This is a genomic window from Maribacter sp. 6B07 (genome assembly GCF_002700155.1).
GTDB classification, from domain to species: Bacteria; Bacteroidota; Bacteroidia; order Flavobacteriales; family Flavobacteriaceae; genus Maribacter; species Maribacter dokdonensis.
Map to the genome: position 1 here is coordinate 561579 of NZ_PDUT01000001.1, position 17214 is coordinate 578792.

The window sequence follows — 17214 nt, forward strand, 5'->3', positions numbered from 1 at the left end:
ATTAATTATTCGTTTTAAATGATTCAGTTTTTGACCAATCACTCCAATTTAAATGTTGGTCCCTATAGCGTACTCGCCAATAATATTTGGTATTCGGTTTTAATCTTTTAGTGGGTTCATCGGTTAAGTTATCGTTTTCTTGCCTGTTTTCGCCGTAGTACCAATTTTCAGATTGTTTCCAACTATCCAGAGCCAATGTATCAAAATCCTGTGTTGTGGATATTTGCCAATGTGATGCCGCATGATAGGCATCTTTAAAGGAACTTCTAAAAGGTTGCGCCTTTAACATTCCTCCAGTATACTCCACCGCACCATTAAATGCAATAGCTATTGGAGTTTCCGGTTGATGTGATTTGGCATAAATGACAATTTCATCTGTTTTTTCATTGTCCCTATACAACTCTTCATTTCCCCTACTGATTCTTTTGATGGTGAATTTTGGATTCTCATGATTACCATCAACCTCTACCATGACAAATCCGTATTCATCTTGGGTAACACTGAATTCATCATAGTCCCTACCCTCAAACTCACCCCAATTATCAATAGCACCACCTGCGGACGCCACGTTGATCCAAAGATGTTTATGATCCTTAGACTGCCCTCTAGAATAGCCATGGGTATGTCCAAAAAAATGCAAACTAGGCTTACCTGTTTTGGTGGTAAATTCCTCTAACATTTTTACCACCTTACCTGAAGATTCTTCTTCACCAGGAATCCATAATTCAGATTTGTGCGGATGGTGCAATTGTGCGAACACAAAATCTATTTCCCCATTCTTAGCCGTCTCTTCAAGCAATGATTTCAGCCAAGCAAATTGCTCACGACTATCACGGTATCCTTCATTTGAATTAAGACCGATAATTCTGGTATTGCCATAATCTTTGTACCACCAATGCTCTGCATATGCGGGTGTACCATTTTTAGGCAAACTAAAATATTTAAAATAATAGTTTGCGTTTCTTTCATGATTACCCAGTACAGGATACACAGGCACTTCTGAAAAAAGTTTTTGCGCAGGCTTAAAAAAGTCTTTTTGCCACTGCTCATACTTTGCACCGTTCTCTACCAAATCTCCAGGTATTAAAACCATTGCCAAATCATCTGGCGTAGTATTGCCATATTCCGACTTCAAGAAGGGCAGTATACCTTTGTTTACAATTTCATTGAACTTATCCGGATTTTGGTGATCAATCTGCATATCGCTCATAGCCAAAAAATTGAACGACTCATTATCACTTGCAAATGGAGGTGTCTTAAACTGATAAATATCTGACACCAACTTATCTGTTTTCACGCGATAATAATAGGTAGTAAATCTTTTTAGTCCTGTTAATTTTACCTCATGAATACGAGATGGACCAAAGTTGATATCCTCAGCACCACCTACCGCTTTTTTACCCAACTTAGGTGATGTACCAAACTCAACCACGCTTTCTTCTCCCAAAGAAGTCTCCCACATTACCGTAATTTCGGTAGGGTTCGCATCTTGCAAATAAGGCTTAACCACAAATACCGATGTCTCTTGGGCATATAAGGCAACACCACAAAAATAGGTTGCCAAAAAAGTAAAATTCAATAGTTTCATATGTCATTAATTACTAACGCTATCTAGCGCATGTTCTAAAATTTGTATTGCATTCTTTAATTCAGTTCTAGTAATGGTCAACGCCGGAGCCAATTGAAGCACATTACCTGCGGATACCTTAAAACTCAGACCATTTTTAAGGCAATTGTACATAACCTGTTCAGCTTTTTCCACTGCTTTCTCCTTCGTCTCCCTATTGGTTACCAACTCAACGCCCCATAGTAATCCACGACCACGTATATCGCCTATAAGTTCATACTTTTCCTTTAAAATGGTCATTGAAGTACACATTGTCAAAGAATCTCCCGCAACCTTATGCAGTATTTTTTCCTCTTCTATAATTTCTAAGGTCGTCAATGCCGCCATGGCACCTATGGGACTTTTTTCATGGGTATAATGCCCCAATGAAATGTCCGGGAAGGTATTATACCTATCTCTGGTAACCATACAGGCCTGTGGAAAAATACCACCGCCCAAACCTTTGCCCAAGCAAAGAATATCGGGTTCTATACCGTAATGTTCAAAAGCGAACATTTTTCCGGTTCTGCCCAAAGCAATGGGTATTTCATCTAAAATAAGAACAACCCCATACTTATCACATAATGCACGAGCCGCTTTCCAAAATGTTACCGAAGGCAATTGAACGTCCGTATTTCGAACCGTCTCTGCGATAAAAGCACCTATATCACCCTCTTTAGCAAATACATATTCCAAATATTCCAAGCATTTAGCCTCATCACCTTCAAAAATACCCCTATAGGTCACAGGTGGAGGTATTCTTTCTACACCTGGCATCATTGGTCCCATATATTCCCTAAAAACAGCTTCTCCACCAACACTGATAGCATCTAAAGATGCGCCATGAAATGAGTCCCAAAACGATACCACTTTAAATTTACCGGTAACGGCGCGTGCCAATTTTAAAGCAATACCTACCGCCGAACTCCCGTTTGGAGTCATTAAAACCCTATTTAAATCCGATGGAAGCAATGAAGCCAGCTTCTCCGCAAATTTTATAGCAGGTTCATTCGTATATCTCCTGGTAGAAAAAGACAGCCCCTGTAACTGCTCCGTTAAGCGCTTTACCAATTTAGGATGTGAGAACCCCAGTTGATGCACATTGTTACCATGAAAATCTAAATATCGCTTACCGGATATATTCTCTATATGTGGACCGCTACAATTACCAAGCACATCTAAACAAGGCGTAGACAAAGCTTGATGAAAAAAGTAACGGGCATCTTTTTCCAATAACCTTAAAGTCTTTACATCGGTAATACCATCAATCCAATCATTTCTGGCATGTGTGTTATTTATATCTCCTTCGGTACGTTTATTCTGCAATGGATCATGTTTCATATTACGGTCATTCAACATTATCGCGCTTTTAAAAAATCCGTAGATAAAATTTGATTAGGCGTTTTATCACCTTCAATATAAACATCTAACCAACCGTCACCACCGCCATTGAACCAAAGCACTTCAACGGTGTGACTACCTTTGTCCATTTCAATACTTCCTGTTTTTGTTCTTACGCCATGGTCCCCGTCATTATCGACAACCAAGTGACCATCTATGTACAGCTTACTACCATCATCTGATCTTACTGCAAAGTTGTAACTGTCTTCATGTTCTATTTTGAGCAAACTCTTAAACCTGAACAATGTGTTTACTTGTATATGCTGACGAACTTCTTCCGATGAAAATTCAAAAACGGTTCCCCTAGCATCCGGTTTTCTATTCCCTATTGATGGAATAAAGGAAAGGTTGTTCAAATGAAAAACCTCATAAGAAACAGGAGCTTTAAGCGATGCTGGTTTTATCCTAAAAAATGCTTCGGAAACCCTACTGCTCAACTTATCAGCAACAAATATGGCACTCTTTACCACCGTATTTTCTTTTAGAACTATGGACTGTGTAAAGGTGTTGGATTCTTTCGTTGGCATTGCACCATTTAGCGTATACCTAATTTCACCGTAGGCATTTGGGTTTTCTAATACTAACTGGGTCTCATCATTGAACAAGCCCCCATCTGCTGCATAGCCCTTTGCTGGTCTATTTAATCTTGGTTTTTTCAACTGTACCAAAGTAGGGTAACCATCTTCCACATTTTTACCCTTAAAAGCCTCAAGTACAGGTCTACCGATCCATGCACGTGGTGTTTTAATTTGAAGGGCGTGTGCAACAGTTGCAGCATTGTCATATTGGTATACAGGATATTTTATCCTATAATCTTTTTTTATACCCTTGCCCCAAAGAATAAAAGGTATTTCAATTTCTTCCATAGATTCGCCACCATGGCCTTTGCCCTTACCGCCATGATCAGAACTAATGATTACCATAGTATTATCTGCCATACCAGATTCCGTAATGGCCTTCATAATTTCCGCCAATAATGAATCTGCCTTTTCAACCGCATGGTAATACTCTTTTGTACCGTGCCCAAACTCATGACCAGCATGATCAATATGATCAAAGTGGACAAACGTAAATAAGGGTTTTTCTACTTTGATATAACTACTGGCGTTCACAGCAGTTTCTTCCTCGGTAGCGGGATTTTCATCAAAGTCTACCGCATTTTTCTCAAATAACCGTCCAAAACCTCCCCAATGATAAATAGCTCCAATTTTTTCCGATGTTCTTTGCTCACGAATCAAATGAAAAATACTGGGAAACAAAAAAGGTTCGCTCTGTGTAACCGCAGGTAAGGTAAGATTATCTCTTTCCCAAGCATTGGATGTAATACCGTGTTGTTCCGGTCCGGCACCCATAATCATAGAAGCCCAATTGGTACTTGAACTTGTGGGTAAAACTGCCCTTGCGTGCATGGTTGAAGCACCCTCTTCTATCATAGAATCAAAAGTAGGCGTATCAGCATTTTGGAGTCCGTCTGGACTCAACCCATCAAAACCGATTACCACAACATGGGTGGTTTCAGAACCCATTTTATCCAACTTGTCATAATCACAAGACCATAGGGAGGTCATCCCTATGGTCAGTGTTATAATTGAAGTGTATTTTTTAACCCTTTGCTTAATCAACATCCCACCAAAGTTTGGTATTAATATCATCGGTACCCATACTTTGTACAGCGGCATTGTAGTTTTCGCTATTGGTAGATTTTACGGAATTTGGATATTGAAAACGTACCGGAACCATACCATCGTTAACAGCATCTGGTCCTGGAATTACTTCTGGCATTCCCGTTCTTCTCCAATCTGACCATCCTTCAAAACCGGTGTAGAATAACGATATCCATTTTTGAAGCGCAATTTTCGCCAAATTATCATCTGTAGCCGCAGTTAATGCTACAGCATCTTGCCCAACATAAGCCTCAAGATCCGTTGCTTGCATAGCATTGGCAATATCTGACCATCCGCCAGCGGCAACTCTTTCTGTATAATATGCAAATGAAGCTCTAATTCCGTTTTCATAATACATAGCTGCATCGCCAGAAGAAATAAAACCTCTTTCAGCAGCTTCTGCCAAAATAAACTGAAGTTCAGAGTAGCTCATTATAATAGTATGTGAAGCCGTAGCCGAAGCCTGCTCTGGGTTACAGGCCCTACATGCTAAAAGAATACCCAGTCTAGAGATGAAATTTGAGCCGGACTCATCTGGGTTTCCAGAGGGACTATATCCTAATGCCGCTTCATCATCCAACCCATTGGGCATACCTACATAATCATTAAAATCTTCAGAGAAAATACCTTTATCAGAATCTGTAGTTGGCTGTGCAAAAACATATAGTCTATTATCGTTCAGATCCTTTAAACGGGTTTCAAGAGTTTGGCTTAATCTCACCTCATCAAAACTACCGCTACGGGCGTCATATTTTGGTTGTGGGTTATCAGAATTCCACTCTACAATAGCCATATCTTCATTACTTTCAAAAATAGGATAGGCAGATGGGTTACCCGTTATTTGAGCCATACCCGCAACTGCGGTGGCATTATCAACATCACTGATACGCATTAGCAAACGCAACCTCAATGAATTGGCAAACTTTCTCCATTTTTCAATATCACCATTATAGATGATGTCGCCAGATATATTTCCAGCTCCCGTTAAAACGGTGTTCGCAGTTTCTAAATCTGCCAAAATACTAGCATAAATAGAGCTTTGAGCGTCAAAAGCAGGAGTTACGTTACCGTCTTCAATACCACTGGTAGCTTCAGAATAAGGCACATCACCATAGGCATCGGTTACGTAAGAATAAATCCAAGATTTCATTACCAAGGCAACACCATAGTAATTTTGCGCCTCTTCATTGGTCTCCGTATCCCTAATGATATTTTCCACATCGCGTAAAGACGCATATGCATTGTCATAAGGGTCACCAGACGGAGACCAGTTATAGGTATCGCCACTGGTAAACTGCAACCTAGCGCCATATTGTACCACGGTAAAACCTTCTTCCCAACCTTGGTTCCCCCAATTATAGGCCATTTCTCGTTGTATGCCCGGCAATAAAAGTTCTGGTTGTGCAGAAGCCGGATAGTTAGGATTTATATTGATCGTTTCAAAATCTTCGGTACAGCTAACCGCAAGTACCAAGGATATTAGAAGTAATAGTATTTTTTTCATGATTTCTTTATATTATTTAGTTTTCGTCAATTAGAAATTAACCTGTAGGTTAAAGGTGAACGAACGCGAACTTGGGTAACTCATATTTTCTATACCCGGTTGCAACGTACCCCCGGAAACACCAACCGTTTCTGGATCAAAATGAGGATTGTCCGTCCATAGAATCAGGTTTCTACCAGTTACAGAAATTCTAGCATTGGTGATCGGTAATTGATCGATCATTTTTTGCGGAAATGAATATCCTAATGAAACCTCTCTAAGTTTGGTATAAGAAGCATCATACTTTGCCGCTTCTACATTATCCCTTTCATAATATCTGTTATTGAATGTTCTAGCATCTACATTTATAGTGTTTGGAGTATATACAGGGTTCTCTGCCGTTCCCGTATTTATAACACCTTCTGCAACAATTCCGGTTTCCCTTCCTTCTAAAGTTTCTTGCAGTTGCCCAGAAGTACTACCAATAGTCTTAGTTCTAGATACTACGATACCGCCCTGTCTGGTATCTATCAAAAACCCTAGATCAACATTCTTGTATTTGAAGGTATTTTGTATACCCAAAGTAAAGTCTGGTGCATAATCACCTTGGTATACCAAATCATCTGTACGTTCTGGAATACCTTGATTATTGATGATCATTTGCCCAAAGTACTCACTAGTTTCATCTTCTACCCTTTGAAAACCTCTACCATAAATAGCACTGATAGAACCTCCTTCGCGAGCTTGTATATATGCTCCGTTAGCCTCGGTCAACGTAAACTGAATATCATCACCCAGATCTTTCACCTCACTTTTATTAGTGGCGAAATTGAAGGTTGAGCTCCATTTAAAATTATCCGTTAACACTGGAACAAAGTTGGCAATAGCCTCAAAACCGTAGTTACGAACTTCGCCCGCATTGATCAACTGACTGCTATAACCACTGGCAATATCCGTACTAATATTTATGATCTGGTTTTTGGTAGCGCTATCATAATAGGTCATATCCAAATTAATTCTACTTTGTAGAAAACGCAGGTCCAGACCAAATTCATAAGAGCCTGTTATCTCTGGTTTTAAATTTGCATTTGGTATCAATGAAGATTCTGTCAATATAGGTGTGGAACTATCAAATTGAGTCTCATTTTGGTAAAAACTACGTAATCTATACGCATCGGTATCATTACCTACCTCAGCATAAGCAGCCCTTACCTTGGCAAACGTTACCCAGTCTGGCATATTGAACATATCACTGGCAATGGCACTTAATGTAACCGATGGATAGAAATATGAATTATTACCTTCTGGCAATGTACTAGACCAGTCATTTCTTCCTGTAATGTCCATAAACAACACATTGTCATAACCAAATCTGGCATAACCGTATAAACTATTGATGCGCTTTTCACTGTTGTTAGAGCTCACTTGCACTGCCTGTCTACTATTATTAAATGAATACACCCCGGGATTGATCAACTGTGGAGCTACACTTTTTGTAAAATCTTGCTTTTGACGTAATTGGTTTCCACCTGCGTAAATATTTAAATTAAACTTTTCCCCAAAGGTTTTATCATAACTCAGCAAGAAATCAGAATTACTTTCTTCAAAGAAAATATTATCTTCTTGATATGTCCCAAAAGGAAAACGCTGCGTACTGAACGCTCTTTTACGAACCCTAAAATCTCTATAGAAATCACGACCACTACGAAGCAACAACTTCCAGTTTTCACTAATATCATAAGTTAGGCTTACATTACCGAACATACGATCCTTATCTTGCGCATTGGTATTCTCATACATTGTAAAATAAGGGTTGTCATGATAGTTGTAGTTGTAGTTAAACTGCTGTATACCCTCTAAACCAGGTTGCCAATAATCTCTAAGGTTATTGGTATTCAATTGGCGCCCGTACCAAATGAACAGGTACATGATACTTTCCGTACCGTAACCTACTGCAGGTCTATTGTCACTATCTGTCTTTACGTAATTAAGATTGGCATTTACCTTTACTTTATCCGATACATTCATGGTTCCGGAAAAACTTAAGGTATTTCTATTGAGATCAGTATTGGGCAATGTACCTTCTTGATCTAAGTTCTGAAACGACAATCTCATGTTTCCCATTTCACCACTTTTAGAAATGGCAATACTATTGGTCTTTGTAATACCAGTTTCAAAGAAATCTTTTGTATTATCAGGTTGAGATACCCATGGTGTAGGAATAATATCGGCATTACTCACCGAGGTGTCACCACCTCTGGTTCCATCTGTTCTTGGCGAGTCAAATTGTGCGATCATAAGTCCGGTATCCAATCTTGGGCCCCAACTTTCATCAACACCATCGGCAATACCTGAACCACTACCATCCACAAAAGAAAACTGTTGGTTATTCCCCTGTCCGTACTCATTTTGCCAGTCTGGCAGCATTAATACATTTTCTACGGTAATACCCGTATTAAAAGAAACACCAAGCTTACTACTTTGGGATTTCCCTTTTTTTGTTGTTATGATAATAGCACCGTTTGCCGCTCTTGATCCATAAAGCGCTGCTGCAGCCGGACCTTTTAGCACGTTGATCGATTCTATATCTTGCGGATTGATTTCAGCTGCACCATTACCATAATCTACACTCTGCGTACCAGATCCACTAGAACCAACAATTTCATTACTGATAGGTGTACCATCTACAATGAACAATGGCGAGTTACCATTAATGTTCAGAGAAGCATCTCCACGAATAGAAACCCTTGCCGAGCCACCCAATCCGGTTGGGCTGTTGGTAATTTGTAAACCGGCCACCTTACCGGACATGCTGTTCAATAAGTTTGGCTCCCGTGCCTGAACAACCTCGTCATTATCCAATTCTTGAGAGGCGTAACCCAAAGATTTTTTCTCTCTTTCTATTCCCAATGCGGTAACTACAACTTCATCTAGTTGTTGAGAATCTGGCTGTAGGTTTATGGTGCCCGTAATTTTATTCGCTGTATTATACTCCTGAGCAATATACCCAATATAGGATACCACTAAAATGTCATTTGAACCGTTCAGTTCAATACTGAAGTTGCCATCAAAATCTGTGGCCACCCCGTTCGTTGTTCCTTTCACTACTACAGTAGCACCAGGTAAAGGAACTTGGTTTTCGTCTAACACCTTACCCGTAAATACCGTTTGGGCATGTGCTACAAAACTTGCTAAAAACACAAGCATTGTAATTAATAATGTTTTTTTCATTTTGTTCGTATTTGTAAACTTTGGTTTGTTAGTTTAGCAAATATCTAAATGAAAATTCAATGACAAGCCTATTACACATTAAGCAATTGCAACCATTACAAAGCTAAAGTTAGCTTATGGTTAGTTAAACATTATTTACAAATATGCAAAATGTAAGTTTTATGTTAAGCCCCTGCACCATGGCTGATTACAGCTGTAGCACCTACCAAAAAACAATACATTTTATTTTTCATTATGTTTGTAGGAGAACACTTATCAATGGATGATTACCTTATTGGAATTGGCAAACGGATCAAAGAAATTCGTAAAAACGGGAGTTTGACTATTAGTGAAATTGCCATGCGCGCCGGAGTAACAGCAGGACTTATTTCTAGAATAGAAAATGGTAGAACAATTCCCTCTTTACCCGTACTATTAAAAATTATAAGTTCCTTGGATATTGAAGTGACCGATTTTTTTAGCGGACTACCACAATCTAACGGAGCCAATTTTATTGTTTCTAGAAAAGAGGATAATACCTTTATAGAAAAAGAAGACGATGCTATTGGATTTTCTTATTCGCTTATTTTTGGTAAACAGCTTAATAGCCTAGGTTTTGAAGCCGTATTATTACACGTACACCCCAACTCTAAAAGAGACAAGGTAAAGACCGATGCCTATGAGTTCAAATACATGCTTTCAGGTGAATGCTATTATATTATAGACGAAGAGGAGGTACTGATCAAAGAAGGAGATTCTATATTTTTTGATGGTAGAATTGCCCATGTCCCAGAAAACAGGAGCAACAATACGGCAACTATGTTAGTACTTTACTTTTTTATATAACCAACCAAAACATACAAATAAAAAAAGCCACGATCAGTGGCTTTTTTTTTATTTTATTTTCATCCTTTAAGATGGTAATAACAACTGCCTTAATTCGGTTAAGCTATCAAGAACATGGGTTGGGTTTGCACTTAATAACTGATGTCTGGTATGTGCACCAGTGGTCACCCCGATCGTAACCCCACAATTGGCATTTTTTCCCTCTTCAATATCGATTATGGAATCACCGGCTTTTAGCACCAGTTCTTCATCATGAACGTTAAGTTTCATCATTGCCTCAACGATCATATCTGGATTAGGCCTACCAAGAACCACATCATCTGCCGTTACTAAAACATCATACTGCTTGCCTTCGGTCCAATCCATTTTATTTAATAATAACTGGGCGGTTTTACTATCATACCCTGTATTCAAAGCTACTTTAATGCCATTTTCTTTTAATGACAGTAACATCTGTTCTACACCTTCATAACTACCTACCTCCAGCTTATGGTATGCTTCATTAAGCAACACCTTAAAATCTTCAAAAATGGAAGCTGCCATTTCTGCATCTACACTACCGATGTCCGCTTTAATAATATCTTTTATTGCTTGATGTTTTTCTTTACCGGCACCATGTTCCAACACAAAATCCAAGGTCAATTGAAAACCTCTCTCATTGATCGCCTTTTGTAAAGTCTTATATACCACATTGTCTTCATTGACAACAGTACCTGCCATATCAAATACGGCCAATTTAATTCTATGCATGCTAAATATTAAAAATTTGTTGAATGTTCTGTTTTGAAAAACCTGCACTACCGGTCATTCCCTTACCCCCAATACCGGTAACAATATGAATATTCCTATCTATGGTGCGCTCATAAATATCAGAATTCATACATTGAGAATACATGCCAAACCAACGCTGTTCAATTTCATAGGTGGGCAGGCTAAAAATTTCTTTGGCCCTTGTTAGCATTAAGTCATCAATATCCATATTTAAGTCGAACCCAAGATCATCAATATTGTCCGCATCTGCATATTCATGAGAATCCCCAAGAATAACCCCACCATCCATAGCTTGTTTAAATAAAATATGTACTCCCCATTTTTTCTCAAGACTATCCATTGGTTCTTTGGATTTGATCTTTAAATAAGACGGACACTCAGCAAAAGCCTCATATCTTCTAATGGAAAGTCCCGTTAATATAGATCCGCTAATTTTAAAATCACCTTGTGATTTGGTCTTCATCATCTGTAACTTAGAAACCTCTAAATCACTAGTGGAAAATAGTTCTGGATACAACGTTTTAAAATCGCTACCATTACAGATAATTACCTTTGCAGACATCAACATTCTACCGTTTGCCAATTGAGTGCTTACTTCATTATTAAGCGCATTGCATTCAATTACCTTAGCCTTATAAAAAATGCTTACCCCTTTTTTCTTTAAATACTTATGTACACGACCGATCATGGTGCGAGGTTCTACAGTAATTTCCTCAGGAAAGAATAAACCAGCTTTTACATACCGCTCATTTAATCCTGGGTATTTTCTAAGACATTCCGTCTTTGTAAAAAGAATAGAAGTGTAATTATTGGCTCGGTTAATTTCTTTCAACTCTTCAATTAGCTGAATCTCATCATCGTTAGAAGCCAAATAAATAGATCCTTCTTGCCGTACCGAAATATCAAATTTAGCATGGATCTTCTTATATATCTTTAAGCTTTTACGACCGTATTGTTGCCATTTGGTATTCATACCAGAGGGTACCACCTGTCCAAAATTGCGAACTGTAGCCCCTTTGGGCATAGCATCTTTTTCAAGCAAAGCTACTTTTAACCCTTTTTTCATGGCATGATAGGCATGAAAAGTACCTAACACACCACCACCAACTACAACTAAATCATACTCAATATCTGCCATTAATCATGGGGATTTTAAAATGGATACTAGAATTATTTTGCTTGTATTTCTTTTGAAAATAGAACATGGATACTATAGAAACACCTACACCCAAAAAGGCAATACAGTAGGTAGCACCCATGAAAAACTGTAGCCAAGAACTATTTGGGCTTCCAAAATTTTTATAAAGTAATACTGCCATACTACCCAAGTAACCGAAGGAATCTGCAATATAAATAAGGTAACCAGCATTACCTTTAATAGAAAAAGTGGCGATCATCCGATCAAAAAAGATACAATTGAACGGCACATAGCAGGCATAAAGTCCAAAACCTATAAACACCATCCAATACACAGGCTGAAGGGCGCCTTGTTGAAATAAAAAGGTAGAAACCCCTACCAGCACACTTGCCAGTATCAACAAGAAATGAAACCCCATAAAAGCCTTAAAGTTATTTTTTATCAACCCGAACAACCCCAATACAAGTAACACCAAAAATGCTATTGGAAGTTCAGATAGTGTATAAATAGAAGCATCACCGGCATACCCCACACTGTCCCATAATTCTCTAGAAAAATTATCCCTAAAATCCCGTAACGCGGTAAGCGCGGTATAAAAGACCACTAAAATTATAATCGGAAAAGAAAATTTGCTGAAGACCTTTTTACGATCCGCTGCACACATTGGTTTTCTTTTCTTTCTGAGTTTAATATCCTCTGCTGTTGGTGGAGGTAATTTGTTCAAAAAATAAAGGCAAATGAAAAACGGCAGAAGAAACAGGGCTCCCGTAACCGCAGGCATCCAAAATTCGGAAATTGCATAGGTGGTAATTAACCATAACCCAACAGATTTTACGGCACCGCTAGACACTATAAAACTAGAACATAGAATAATGCTCAGTATCTCGGTCATTTTTCTACCCTCCAAAAAAGAAAACGTAATTCCCCAGATCATACCCAAGGAAAGTCCGTTAAGGAAAAATAGTATGAAATTATATGGACTTGGCAGCAGACCAAATAGTACCAGCGTTAATTCTGCAAATAAGATCATGCCCGTTAAATAGGCTACTCTATTTTGTACCTGCAATGCAGAAACCACCCGAATGCCAATAAATTTAGAAAGCATATACCCTACTACCTGAGCCAAAATGAGCAAAATTTTGTAGTCGATACCAAACAACATTTGACCATCAAATGTGGCTACTGAAAAAGGCTTTCTAAAAGCATACATACAAAAGTAAAGTCCGAACGAAGCTAAAGCTCCATTTAACAGTATGGCCATATTTATTTTAGAAATCTTAAACACGTAACATTTGTTTACTAATAGTAAATAATTACCTCAAAAATCTATATTTATTTACTATTAGTAACTTTTTAAATGTTATTAGATGGTTATAAAAAGTGATAGATTAAGTTAAACCTCTGAATTATTGAGGAGATTGTTACAAACATTATTCTAAATGGACCTTAAATTTCATTGACTCTTCCCCATTCATCTGTTTTTGAAAAATTAGCGCAAATAATTGTAATGAAAGTATATCTTCATTTCCAGTTTGCCGTTGCAATACATCAAACAAAAAACTATACGTTTTTAATCTATTAGGTTCAATATCAATCAATGCAATTCCATCAGCATTTCTAAGTCGATAAAAATCTAAAATTAAATCTCCACCACTCCAATTTTTAAAATCAGTTTCTGAAACACCAGCATTGTTCATTTTCAACAATAATTCCTTTTCAGAAAAATCCTCGCCTAGAACTTTTTGAACCAATTGCCATCCACTTATATTTAACAATGACTTTTTTAAATGTTCAGGCCAATTGTTAGGCAATAAACGCCAACGCACCAATTCCTGTAAATGTATATTTGTAAAATCGAGGTAATTGGATGATGCCAAAATAGTGTCGTTCCACATTCTATCAGGAAAATTATCTCTTAGGAAATCATGCTCTTTTTTATAATTTTCAAAAAAAGAATTGAAGGAAGCTACCGAATCCAAAACTACAGTCTCTACTTCCAACTTAGATGTATTTTTTATGGTCATTAACTTATAAGCTGGCGGATAAGCAGCCAATGAAGGAGTTTGTATATTCGTTAATGTATTACCATTCTTGGTAGTTATGATACCCGTATCGTTTAAATGCATATGCCCACCCACATGTACTTTCAATCCCATATCGGCAAAAATTTCACCTACGACCTCATCGGGCACACGATGCGCTTGAAAACTATTGACACCGAATAACTGTTTCATTTCATCAGTTGCCCCATCATTGAAATCGACCATAGGGTAATGACTAAACGCAATTAACGTCTTACCTAACCGATTGGCGTTTTCTACCACCTTTTCTGTCCACTCTAGCAGATATCGTTTATATGTCAATACTTCATTATAACCTATGCCAGAACCGTTAAACCCTTTACCATCTGATTTTGGCGTGTACACATTAGCATCTATAGCCAAAAGCCAAACACCTTCTACCGGCTCTACCAGATAACTTACGTCTGGAATTGTTTTTAACGTAGCGCTAGACGAAATTCTATTATCCAGTTTAGATGCCAATTCCGCTTTTTTAAAAGTATAGTCTTCATAATCATAAGTAGAGAAAGGAGTTTCCCAATATCTGAACTTTTGTTGCGGAAAAAAGCCATACGCTTTTAACTCTTCTAAAATCTCTTTATACCCCCACTCCGCAATTTCTTTAGCAATCACTATAGGCTCCTCAGCTATAGTGCTCGATGTATATAAGCCTTTAGTACTCATAATAGGTTGCAATCGACCATGTTTTGAAAGAAAATCACGTTCACCACTTTGTTTTCCAAAAGGTCTCGTGGGATCATGATTACCATTTACCATAAAAAAAGACACATTGTATTCCTCAGCATAACGATTCATTATTTTCTTTAAACCTTTAATATGAACAGGCTGACCATCATCACTAAAATCGCCAGGCATGGCAATAATTTTAATTCCTCTTCTGACGGCATCATCTAAAGCCGCCTGAAAAGCGAAATAATTTTCATTGAACAATCGGGTAGAATGTAATTGTGATTCCATTGACCGTATTAAAACATTTTTACCATTCACGGTGTCTGTATACACATCAGGATTTAATTCTTCAAATTCAGGATACACATCTGCGAAATGAACATCGGCCATGAAGGCAATTTGAACTTCGTTCCTTATAGTTTGAGAAGTACACGCCAAATGAAATAATAGAACAAAGAAAGTTGACATATAACCTTTCATACTTTTAAAATTAATTTTCATGAACAATTATATATTAAAAGAAAACGGCAAGAATTCATATTCTTACCGTTTCCTATTAAAGCTAATTTTTGATCAATACCCTGGGTTCTGCTCTAAGAAACCATCTATACCAGAAGCACCATCAACGGCACTTTGTGGAATTGGGAACAATCTATGGTTTACATCGGTATCCGTTTTTTCCGTCCAAGTATCTTCATACTTTCCAAAACGAATTTGATCTCCTCTTCTAAACCCTTCCCAATACAGTTCAAAACCACGCTCGCGAAATAAGATATCCGTATCTACCGCAGTTAAAGGATCTGGGGTTTGTTCCGGGCGTGCAGTTCTTGAAGTTCTTACCACATTTACATCTGCCAATGCACCGGCAGCATCGCCATTTCTTAATTTAGCTTCCGCTCGCATTAAATATACCTCGGCAAGTCTCATCAACACCAAGTCAACACTACTGTTACCATTACCATTTGGTGAGGTACGGCTGAATTGATACTTAGATGCCCTGTAACCCGTATTATGCAAAGATCCTTCATTGGTAAAATCTATTTCCAAAGTGTGATCTACGTACCCTATATCTCGAGAAGGACCATTTCCTTTTATCTGTCTTACCGGTAAAATTTTAATAGTACCGTCTTCACAGGTAAGAAACTGGCCGTCATCACCTTTTCTAGGTCCCCATTGTATACCACGAAGAATACCTCTATCCATTTCAAAAGCAACATCTTGTACACAGTAAAAACTATCTTCGGTCTCAGTTTCCAATAATTTTTCACGACCTTCCAAATCTGCCAGTTGAGCATCTGGCACCAAGGTGTTTTTTTGATAGAAACGAGCATCTGCATCCGCAGGATCAACATCTCCATAGGCATCTACCCACGTTTGATAAAAATCTGAAGTAACGGCAGGTCCGTCAGTACCATCGGCACTAGGCCACTCAGGTCTTGGAAACATTGACCCCGCAATTGACCAATATGCCCAACGACTATGTTCCTGGGTCAATACACCACGTTGATCTAAAGCAAATATCAATTCTGGGTTAGAATGGTTCTCATCATTGAACAGTTCAAAATACTCTGGAGATAAAGAAAAGTTTCCAGAATCTATAATATTACTGGTATATGTGATTACCTGGTCCATATCTGCCTGCGTGAAATTAGGCGTACCGTAAGGATCACGGTATACGGCAGCGTTCAAGTTCAATCTAGCCAAAAAACCATATACAGCAGAACGCGACATTCTACCAGGTCCTTTATCATCATTGATCACATCAACAACAGACAACAACTCGCTCTCAATATAGTCTATGGCATCTTGTGTTCTCAAAACCTCTGAAAGCTCTTCAGATGATTCCTTTTTAAGAACAATACCCCAACTGTCTAGCAATAACATGTTCAAATACGCTCTTAAGGCTTTCATTTCATACAATGCCCCTGCTGCTTCCGCATCTCCCTCATCCGCTAACGGAGTAAGTACTTCAATGGCGGCCAAGGTTCTTGAAATATTCGTGGTAAGCTCATTCCAACCACTAGCGACCAAATCATTAGTAGGGGTGAAATTATGGCTATGAGCCGCCAAGAACTTACCACCGTCAAACCAATCCGTTCCTCCTCTATAAGGTAGTATTGCCTCATCTGATGGTATAAGCTGTAGACCATAATAATTGGTATGCCTCCATGTCCAAGAAATATAACCGTAAGCGGGTGCAATAGCCCCACTAATCACTTCTGCCTGGGCACCTGTTAATGATTCATCTAATAATTCTTCTTCTAGATCAGTACAGCTCCATGTCAACAAAGAGACCAGAACCAGTGATGATATAATTAGTTTATTTTTCATTTTGATAGATTTTT

11 protein-coding genes are annotated in these 17214 nt (G+C 38.3%); 1 reads left to right on the forward strand and 10 read right to left on the reverse strand.

Going from position 1 to position 17214, the window contains the following annotated elements; translation table 11 throughout:
• Position 1: 1 nt before the first annotated feature.
• The 5 genes from CSC80_RS02360 to CSC80_RS02380 are packed head-to-tail and all read right to left on the reverse strand — an operon-like array spanning position 2 to position 9385.
• Entirely contained in the window at positions 2 to 1588 is a 1587-nt protein-coding gene (locus CSC80_RS02360; RefSeq protein WP_099189541.1) for a fibronectin type III domain-containing protein, read from the reverse strand.
• A gap of 6 nt (positions 1589 to 1594) precedes the next feature.
• A complete protein-coding gene (locus CSC80_RS02365; protein ID WP_099191384.1) occupies positions 1595 to 2947 on the reverse strand; it encodes an aspartate aminotransferase family protein in 1353 nt (450 codons plus the stop codon).
• Positions 2948 to 2964: 17 nt separating this feature from the next.
• Positions 2965 to 4632 carry an alkaline phosphatase family protein gene (locus CSC80_RS02370; RefSeq protein WP_180268573.1) on the reverse strand — a complete coding sequence of 556 codons (1668 nt, stop codon included), beginning with the start codon at positions 4630 to 4632 and terminating at the stop codon, positions 2965 to 2967.
• Positions 4622 to 6175, reverse strand: a complete 1554-nt coding sequence (locus CSC80_RS02375; protein WP_099189546.1) for a SusD/RagB family nutrient-binding outer membrane lipoprotein — start codon at positions 6173 to 6175, stop codon at positions 4622 to 4624. Before CSC80_RS02375 ends, CSC80_RS02370 begins: the two co-directional genes overlap by 11 nt.
• A 30-nt stretch (positions 6176 to 6205) precedes the next feature.
• Entirely contained in the window at positions 6206 to 9385 is a 3180-nt protein-coding gene (locus tag CSC80_RS02380) for a SusC/RagA family TonB-linked outer membrane protein (RefSeq protein WP_099189548.1), read from the reverse strand.
• 258 nt (positions 9386 to 9643) lie between these two features.
• Between CSC80_RS02380 and CSC80_RS02385 the strand changes: the two genes are divergently transcribed.
• Positions 9644 to 10210, forward strand: a complete 567-nt coding sequence (locus CSC80_RS02385; protein WP_082642945.1) for a helix-turn-helix domain-containing protein — start codon at positions 9644 to 9646, stop codon at positions 10208 to 10210.
• Between the two features lie 66 nt (positions 10211 to 10276).
• Here CSC80_RS02385 and CSC80_RS02390 read toward each other — a convergent pair whose 3' ends face one another.
• The 5 genes from CSC80_RS02390 to CSC80_RS02410 form a co-directional block, all read right to left on the reverse strand.
• Complete coding sequence (locus tag CSC80_RS02390; RefSeq protein WP_099189549.1) at positions 10277 to 10960, reverse strand: phosphonatase-like hydrolase; 684 nt, start codon at positions 10958 to 10960, stop codon at positions 10277 to 10279.
• A gap of 1 nt (position 10961) precedes the next feature.
• The gene (locus CSC80_RS02395; protein ID WP_099189551.1) at positions 10962 to 12119 is read right to left on the reverse strand and encodes a TIGR03364 family FAD-dependent oxidoreductase; all 1158 of its coding nucleotides are present in this window, start codon (positions 12117 to 12119) and stop codon (positions 10962 to 10964) included.
• Entirely contained in the window at positions 12106 to 13380 is a 1275-nt protein-coding gene (locus tag CSC80_RS02400) for a DUF5690 family protein (RefSeq protein WP_099189553.1), read from the reverse strand. Before CSC80_RS02400 ends, CSC80_RS02395 begins: the two co-directional genes overlap by 14 nt.
• A 169-nt stretch (positions 13381 to 13549) precedes the next feature.
• Positions 13550 to 15370, reverse strand: a complete 1821-nt coding sequence (locus tag CSC80_RS02405; protein ID WP_236973309.1) for a metallophosphoesterase — start codon at positions 15368 to 15370, stop codon at positions 13550 to 13552.
• 72 nt (positions 15371 to 15442) lie between these two features.
• On the reverse strand, positions 15443 to 17200 hold the full coding sequence (locus CSC80_RS02410; RefSeq protein ID WP_099189555.1) for a RagB/SusD family nutrient uptake outer membrane protein: 1758 nt from the start codon (positions 17198 to 17200) through the stop codon (positions 15443 to 15445).
• Positions 17201 to 17214 lie beyond the last annotated feature (14 nt).